The 8,002-nt window shown below is 69.3% G+C and carries 8 protein-coding genes; 3 read left to right on the forward strand and 5 right to left on the reverse strand.

What is annotated here, in order from left to right; all coding sequences use genetic code 11:
• The coding region (locus ACXAID_RS25685; protein WP_475025004.1) for a DUF7159 family protein at nucleotides 1-842 on the reverse strand (842 nt) is incomplete at its 3' end.
• A 107-nt stretch (nucleotides 843-949) separates the two neighbouring features.
• Complete coding sequence (locus tag ACXAID_RS25690) at nucleotides 950-1,114, reverse strand: hypothetical protein (RefSeq protein WP_475025005.1); 165 nt, start codon at nucleotides 1,112-1,114, stop codon at nucleotides 950-952.
• Nucleotides 1,115-1,370: 256 nt separating this feature from the next.
• Between ACXAID_RS25690 and ACXAID_RS25695 the strand changes: the two genes are divergently transcribed.
• On the forward strand, nucleotides 1,371-2,192 hold the full coding sequence (locus ACXAID_RS25695; RefSeq protein ID WP_475025006.1) for a potassium channel family protein: 822 nt from the start codon (nucleotides 1,371-1,373) through the stop codon (nucleotides 2,190-2,192).
• Nucleotides 2,193-2,204: 12 nt separating this feature from the next.
• On the opposite strand, the gene ACXAID_RS25700 is transcribed toward ACXAID_RS25695, so the two are convergent.
• Genes ACXAID_RS25700 through ACXAID_RS25710 form a run of 3 tightly spaced genes read right to left on the reverse strand, consistent with a single transcriptional unit; the run spans nucleotide 2,205 to nucleotide 6,299 of the window.
• The gene (locus ACXAID_RS25700) at nucleotides 2,205-3,416 is read right to left on the reverse strand and encodes a cation:proton antiporter (RefSeq protein WP_475025007.1); all 1,212 of its coding nucleotides are present in this window, start codon (nucleotides 3,414-3,416) and stop codon (nucleotides 2,205-2,207) included.
• A gap of 5 nt (nucleotides 3,417-3,421) precedes the next feature.
• Entirely contained in the window at nucleotides 3,422-3,904 is a 483-nt protein-coding gene (locus tag ACXAID_RS25705) for a cation:proton antiporter regulatory subunit (RefSeq protein ID WP_475025008.1), read from the reverse strand.
• A gap of 55 nt (nucleotides 3,905-3,959) precedes the next feature.
• On the reverse strand, nucleotides 3,960-6,299 hold the full coding sequence (locus ACXAID_RS25710; RefSeq protein WP_475025009.1) for a hypothetical protein: 2,340 nt from the start codon (nucleotides 6,297-6,299) through the stop codon (nucleotides 3,960-3,962).
• A 208-nt stretch (nucleotides 6,300-6,507) separates the two neighbouring features.
• On the opposite strand from ACXAID_RS25710, the gene ACXAID_RS25715 reads away from it, so the two are divergent.
• Entirely contained in the window at nucleotides 6,508-7,461 is a 954-nt protein-coding gene (locus tag ACXAID_RS25715; protein WP_475025010.1) for a LysR family transcriptional regulator, read from the forward strand.
• On the forward strand, nucleotides 7,461-8,002 hold a 542-nt coding region (locus ACXAID_RS25720; RefSeq protein WP_475025011.1), incomplete at its 3' end, for a wax ester/triacylglycerol synthase domain-containing protein. The genes ACXAID_RS25715 and ACXAID_RS25720, both read left to right, overlap by 1 nt.

Consider the following 8,002-nt stretch of genomic DNA (forward strand, 5'->3'; position numbering starts at 1 on the left):
GGCACCGGGGCCGCGGGAGGCGGTGGCGCGACGGACTCCGGCGCGGGCGGTGCCGCCTCGACCGGCTTTCGCGGAGCGGCCTCCCGGACCGGATCGGTGACCGAGCGCGCCATCTGCGGCACCTCGGTGTTCGGGGTCAGGCTCATGCCGAGCGCGATCGACAGCGACACCACGAACGTCACGACCGCGGCGGCCAGCACCGAGGCCAGCGCAGCGGTCCGCGACATGGTGCGACGGGTGGGTGCGGCCTGCTCGTCGAGGATCGACACGGCCGACTCGGAGGCCATCGCCGCCCCTCGGGCCAGCGCCAGATCTGCTTCGTCGGCGGACACCACGGCGGCATCGGTGCGTTCACGCAGCGCCTCGACCACACCCTCGACGTCCCCGGAACCGGCGACCAGCACCGTGTCGGGATTCAAGCCGTCGACATCGGCCAGCGCCGCGGGCTCCACCCGGTCAGCGGTGACACCGTCCGGCGTGACCGCGGCGACGACACCGTTGTCGGGTTCGGCGACGCACACCACCACGCGGTCGCATCCGGCCAGTTCGGCGACACCGCGGGCGAGGGCCTCGGCGGCTTCGACGTCGGGAACCGCGATGACGTTCTCGACGCCCCGGTTGGTCAGCTCCTGCCACAGCGCGCTGGCGGTGGCCTCGGCGTCAGTGGTCCAGTTCAGCCCGATGGCGTGCGGGCGCCCGGCGGTCTTGTCCAGCAGAGCGCTGAGCAGGGCTTGGGCATCGAAACCCTGATGCGGATCGTTGGGCAGCGACCCGCGGTCGAGGGTCCTGCCCTCTCCCGTGCCGCCCTCGACGAGCACCCAGCGCACCGATGACGCAGTCATCGACAAACCGAGCACTAGATCCATGGGGCAAGCTTCCAATCTGGTAACGATCAGCCCCTGACACTACCGCGACCCCTGCAACGGGCGCACGCGGCCGATGGATGCGATCAGGACGGCCCGCCGAGCAGGTGGCGTCGCCACGCCATGGCCGCCTGTGCGGTGAGTTGGTGGAACCCCAGCCAGGACACATTGGCATCACCCACGCAGCGATGCGGTTCACCCAGCCAGGACGGACGCTCGGCCCCGCACCGTCGGCACTCCATCTGCGCCATCGCCGCTCCTTTCGAGGTTCTGCTTTCGACGGTCCCATCTCGACCTGCCCGATGCCCGGCCAAGTAACGCATCACACATCCCGCCGGACCGGTGTGCTGTGTTTGCTGAAAGCATTTCCGCCCCGCGCCGACGGGCGATCCCCGAACGAAAGCGGGTACCAGACCCGCAGGTATGGCGGGGTACCGTGGCCAACAGCGGCACCGCCCCGGGGCGCCACATGTTGTGCCCCGATAACTGGAAGGTGTGTTTCGATCGATGGGTTCCGCGCAACGGCTCGAGCGATGGGAGTCCCGCAGCGAGTGGGCGCTGGCGGCGATCGCGATCATATTCCTGATCGTCTACTCCGTGCAGGTCCTCGCCCAGCCGCCCCGCGAAGTGAACTACGTGCTCGACGGCGCGATGTCGCTGCTCTACCTGGCGTTCGTCATCGACTACGTGGTGCGGCTGACGCTGGCGCCGGCGCGGGTGCGGTGGTTCTTCCGCCACCTGCTGGACCTGGCCATCGTGGTGCTGCCGTTCCTGCGGCCGCTGCGCCTGTTGCGACTGGTGGTGCTGGTGAAGGTGCTGCACCGGGCCGGCGGGGACGCGATCCGCGGCCGCGTGGTGATGTACACCGCCGCCAGCGCGACCCTGCTGGTCTACGTCGCCTCCCTCGCGATTCTGGAAACCGAACGCACCTCACCCGATGCCACCATCGTCAACTTCGGTGAGGCAGTGTGGTGGTCGATCGTGACGGTCACCACTGTCGGCTACGGCGACGAATACCCGGTCACCGTCACCGGCCGCGTCATCGCTGTGTTGCTGATGATCGGCGGCATCAGCCTGATCGGTGTCATCACCGCGACCGTCGCGTCCTGGATCGTCGAGCGCGTCTCCGAGGAGGACTCCGCCCACCGCGCGGCCACCGCCGCCCAGATCGACGAGTTGCGCGACGAGGTCCGGCACCTGTCCAAACTGCTGCGCAGCCACGACGGCCCCAACCCGCACGGCCTGGCTCGCGAGCATCGCCCCGAGCACGACGTCGGACACGACGAGCCGCATCCCGAGCCGCGCCGCCAGACGTGGTCACGCCGTTAGCCCGGCGCCGCCTCAGTCCGGCGGCGGGTCGTGGGCCCGGTGGCCGCGCCCCGACCGTGCCGGACGGGTCACCCGGCGGGTGAGCCGGCGCGGGGTGGCCCGGCCACTGAGCAGCGTCGCCACCGGCCCCAGGAAGGCCAGCACGAAGACGTAGGGCATCGCGATCGCCTCGATCACCGGGATCGACTCGCCGACCAGCGCGATGATCACCAGGGAGAACTCGCCGCGCACGATCAGCGCGGTACCGGCACGCAGCTGACCGGGGCGGGCGACGCCCTCCCGCCGCGCGGCGTACATGCCGGAGACGACCTTGGTGGCCGCCGTGACCACCGCCAGCACCACCGCCAGCGGCAGCATCGGGATCATCGCCGCCGGCTCCACCATCAGCCCGATCGAGACGAAGAAGATCGCGGCGAACAGGTCACGCAGCGGGCTGAGCAGTTCCCGGGCCCGCACCGCCGTCTCCCCGGACAGCGTCAGACCCACCAGGAAGGCGCCGACCGCGGCGGACACGTGGACGAACTCGGCCAGCCCGGCAACCAGCAGCGCCACCCCGAGCACCCGAAGCAGGAACAGCTCGGAATCCGGATGCGACACCAGCCGCTCGACGATGTGACCCCACCGGTAGGACGCCAGGAAGGTCACCGCCAGCGCCGCGATCGCGATGGCGATCCCGGTCACCGCGTTGACCCACGTTCCCCCGGCCGCCAGCACCGCCAGCAACGGCAGGTACACCGCCATCGCGAAGTCCTCGAGCACCAACACCGACAGCACCGCCGGCGTCTCACGGTTACCCAACCGGCGCAGGTCGGTGAGCAGCCGCGACACCACCCCCGACGATGAGATGTAGGTGACGCCGGCCATCGCCAGGATCCCGACGAAGTCGAGCCCGAGCATCCAGCCGACGATGGCGCCCGGGGTCGCGTTGAGCGCCAGATCCACCCACGCCGACGGCAGGTGTTTGCGCATGCTCGCGGCGAACTCGCTGACCGAGAACTCCAGACCCAGGGTCAGCAGCAGCAGGACCACTCCGACCATGGCGCCGGTCTCGATGAACTCGCCCGCCGCCGGCTCCAGCGGCAGCGCGCCGTCACCCAGGGCCAGCCCGGCCAGCAGGTACAGCGGAATCGGCGACAGCGACACCCGCCGCGCGAGGGCCCCGAGGATCGTCAGGACCACCAGCAGCAGTCCTATCTGGATCAGCAGTGCAACGGAACCGTGCAACGGCTTCAGCCCCTGTCGAAGATGTGCTCGACCTGCGTGATGCCTTCTTCGGTGCCGATGACGACCAGGGTGTCGCCGGGGCGCAGCACGTCCTCGGGGCCCGGTGATGGCTGGACCTGCTCGTCGCGAACCACCGCGACGATCGAGGCGCCGGTGCGGGTGCGCACCCGGGCATCGCCCAGCGGGCGGTCGGCGTAGGGGCTGCCCGGTTCGATGGCGACCTGCCCGGCCTCCAGGCCGGGCACCTCATGGGTCAGGTCGGCGAAGCGCTCGGCGATCCGCGGGGCCCCCAGGATCTGGGCGAGCGCGTCGGCTTCCTCGGCGTTGAGATGGAACAGCGGCTGGGCGATGTCCGGATCCTCGGCGGGGTAGAGCACCACCTCGAAGTCGCCGGCCCGCTTGGCGACCACGCCGATGCGGTCGCCGTCGGTGTTGTCGAACTCGTAGCGCAACCCCACCCCGGGCAGCAGTACCTCGTTGACGTCCATGGGTCCATCTTGACCGACCAGACGCCGTGGCGGGTACGGACGAGGCCGGTGCGGGTCAGGCGGCGTCGCTCACGCCGCTGCCGGAATCGTCGGACGAACCGTCGTCGGACGCGTCGGCCCCGGAGTTGTCGTCGGCGGCCCCGGAGTCGTCGTCGGTGGCATCGGCGGACTCCGGCGCGGCCTCGTCGTCGATGCCCGCGTCGTCGATGGCCGCGTCCTCCGTGGCCGGGTCCTCGTCGGCTACGTCGTCGAGCGCTTCATCCTCGTTCACCATGTCCCCGGTGACGTCGTCGAGCGCTTCGTTCTCGGTGACGTCGTCGAGCGCTTCGTCCTCGGTGACCACATCCTCGCTCGCCTCCTCCGACGCTTCCGCACCGTCGGTGGCCGAACCGTCGGTCACCGCGCCTGGGGCGGCTGCCTCCTCGGCAGCGGCGGCCGCCGAGACCGACTCGGTGTCCTCGACCGTGACGGCAACCTCCCGGGCCCGAACCTCCTGCAGCATCGCCCTGGTCGTGACGGCGTTGCTGACAGTGACCTTCGCGGTCTTCTGCAGGCTCGACAACAGCGAACCCAACGTCGGCACGCCGTACTCGTCGGCCCGGGTCACCTGCAGCGCCATGTCGTCACGGGCGTTCAACAGCCCGGCGGTGATGCCGGCGTTCGGGTCGACCAGGCTCTCGTGCAGCACCGACAGCACCCCACCCAATCCGTCGCCGATCGCCTTGACCGCGAGGTCCAGCCGCCCGGACCGCAACGCCTCGGCCACCGCCTCGTTGGCGTCGGCGACGACCTTGGCCGTCCGCACCACCGCCAGCATGACGGGCAGCTGGACGTCGTTGACCGCCTGAGGCAACGTCTCGAGAACCGCCGACAGACTGCCCAGCGGGTTGGTCAGCACCGACCAGGCGACCTCACCCCACTGCGGGCGCAGTTCCCAGCTGAGTCGATCCAACAACGGTGCCACCGGCTGCGCACCGAACACGGCCTCGAAGTTCTCGGCGCCCATCGCGGCCTCGAGGTCGTCCATCTGCAGGTTGAGCATCACCCAACTGGTGTCCTTGGTCGAATTGAGCATGTAGTTGTACGACAGCGTCCGCTCCTTCAGCACCCTCGCGCGCTGCTGCGGCGTGACGGTGGGCGTGCCCTCCGGAACGTGGTTCATGACATCGGCGACGGGCACGACGGCCGCCGTGATCGGCGTCTCCGGGATCTCCCCGGTCAGAGCCTGCCAGCGCAACAGCACGTTGCCGGCATCCAGGCCGGTGGTGTCCAGCCAGTTGGCCACGCCGGGATCCGTCGCGCTGACGACGAAGGTGACCGTCCCATCGGCGTTGGGAACGTACTGATCGTTGTTCAAGCTGGTCTGCTCGGTGGAGTAGCCGATCGACTGCCCGATGACGTTCGACAGCTCCACCCCGATGTATTCGGCGGCCACGGCCGGCATCGTGAAGACCAGCGCCTCGTCGGGCTGCAGGTCATACCTGCCGAACGACGTGGCCTGCCCAGCCAGCGAGCCCTCACCGATCGTCCCCGTGATGGGCAGGAAGTCGTTCTCCGGACCCCGCCCGATCAGGCCGCCGTATCCAGTCGCCCAGACCATGTTGGAAATCGGCGTGGCGTCGGCCAGCGTGGTCAACAGATACTCGATCGCCTCGTCGGACAAACCCGTTCTCGACACCCCGGGGATCACCGGGGACGGCTCGGTACCGCCGATGTTCTCGATGGTCACGTCAGTCGCCGGGGCTGCCCAGTCTCCCAACGTGTTGCGGACCGCGATGGTGTTGTAGCCGGTGGACTCCAGCCAGTTGAGCGCGCCGTCGGGGCGAGTCGGGCTGACCACGATCGTGTAGGTGCCGTCTGCGTTGGGGGTCATCTCACTCAATGCCAGGTTCCCTCCGGCCGACGGGAAGAGCAGGCTCAGATTGCCGGTGGTGATGTTGAGATCGACGGTTCCGGGACCGGGATCGAGTGTGAGGACGTAGGTCCCGGCCGGGTCGATGTTCTGGGTGAGGTAGATGTTGTCGGGATTGTTGGCGCCGTAGTACATGCGGCTGTTGGACCCCGACCCCGCCAGCATCTCGGGCTGACGCATCGCGTATTCGACCTCACCGAGCTGGTTGAGCAGCGTCGCCAGGTTCTTGTACGTCTGCGTCTGCGCGGCAGCCGGCAGCATCGCCACGTTGAGCGGCGTCATGTTCGGGAAATCGGTGTTGACGTCGACCGCAGCGTCCATGGCGGCCAACAGCTGATCGATCGTCGGCTGCAAGTCCGCCGACGAGCCCGCGGCGAACGCCGTCGCCGACCCCAGCCCGAGCGCAACCGCTCCGGTCACGGCGACCGCGGCCACCCCCGCTCGCCGGGCGCTGGTTCTGCGGGCGCTGGACTTTCTCGACATGTACATCCTCCACAAGGCGTGCTGGATCGACCCCCGTTGTGCGGGGGTTCGTCGTTCGCAAATCGGCTGGCAGTGCGGCTCAGGCCGAAACCGTCTCGATCGGTGCGCACCGCTTTGCCGAGGCTAGGGCGGTGACCCGCGTCACAGGAAATACCAATTCTGGCGACTTGGCATACCGAATTTGTATGGCTGCTATACCGGAGAGGTCATGGACACCCACCGGCTGAAGTACTTCCTGCGCATCGCCGAGCACGGTTCGATCACCCGTGCCGCCGAGTCGCTCGGCGTCGCACAGCCGGCGCTGAGCCGCCAGGTTCGTCTTCTCGAGGAGGAACTGGGCATCACGCTGTTCCGGCGGACCCGCCGCGGCGTCGACCTGACCGAAGAAGGCGAACGGCTGCGCGCCGCCACGGCCGCGCCGCTGAACCAGCTGGAACGCGCCGTGCTCTACGCGGGTTCGCCGCTGGCACGGCTGGAGCGGGGTCTGCGGCTCGGGTTGCCGCCGACGACGGCCGAGATCTTCGCCGCACCCATGCTGACGGGGCTGCACACCCAGTTCCCGCGCGTCGGCTTCCATGTGACCGTGGCCGATACCGATGTGCTGATCGACAAGATGCTGGCCGGCTGCATCGACATCGCCTTGATCAACCCGGTGCCCGACAATCGCCTGTTCTGCCGCCCGATGCTGGTCGAAGAACTCGTCGCAGTCGGCGGTCCGGACTCCGGCCTGCGCGCCGACCGGCCGCTGACCTTCACCCAGCTGGTGGAGGAGCCGCTGGTGATGCCCGATTCGGGTCCCGGGATCGCGACCACGCTGCACAATGCGGCGTTGCGATTCAACGTGAGGATCGACTCCCATTTCGTCACCGCATCGGTCGAGATCATCCGTGAGCTCGCTGCGGCGGGCGCGGCCCGTGCGGTACTGCCGCGATCAGCGTGCCGACGTGCGCTGGAGGACGGCCGGCTCCGCTACGCACCGATCTGCGAACCCACGCTCACCTACGAAATCGTCTTGGCGACAACAGCGCAGCTCACACTGCCACGGCAATTCTGCGTCGAGGTCGGGGCGGTCATCCGGGAGGCGGCCGAAAAGCTGACGTGCTCGGGTGAATGGCCGGCGGAGTCGAAGAGCACCACACCGTGGATTCCGGAGCGCGTGTGATGGCCGAACGCGACGCCGCACCGGAACCTGGCGAGCCGCTCTCCGAGCAGGACGCACAGATCCTGGGCCTGGAGTCCGCGGCGATCACCGGGCACACACTCAAGCTGATCATGCTCGAGCCCGGCCCCGCGCCGCTGGACGTGGACCAGGTGCGCAGCACCGTGGCCGACCGGCTCGCCGCCACGCCCCGGGCCACCGAGCGGGTGGTGTCCGGATCCGAGGGCCCGCGCTGGGTCACCGACGACACCTTCGACATCGACGCCCACGTACGCCGCCGCGCACCCGAGACGCCGCTGACCCGCCAACAGTTGTGGCAGCAGGTCGGCGAGTTGATGTCCGAACACCTCGACCATCAACGCCCGCTGTGGACGTTCGACCTCCTCGGCCCGCTGACCGACGGCCGCGAGGCGATCGCCGCGCGCATCCACCACGCGATGGCCGACGGGATCGCCGGGGTGCGCTTCCTGGACGCGGCGCTGTTCGACCCACACGCCGGCACGTCCAGGGGCCCGGGGACCGGCGGTGCCGGCCGGCACCCGGC

Source organism: Mycobacterium sp. ABE4_509 (genome assembly GCF_056160785.1).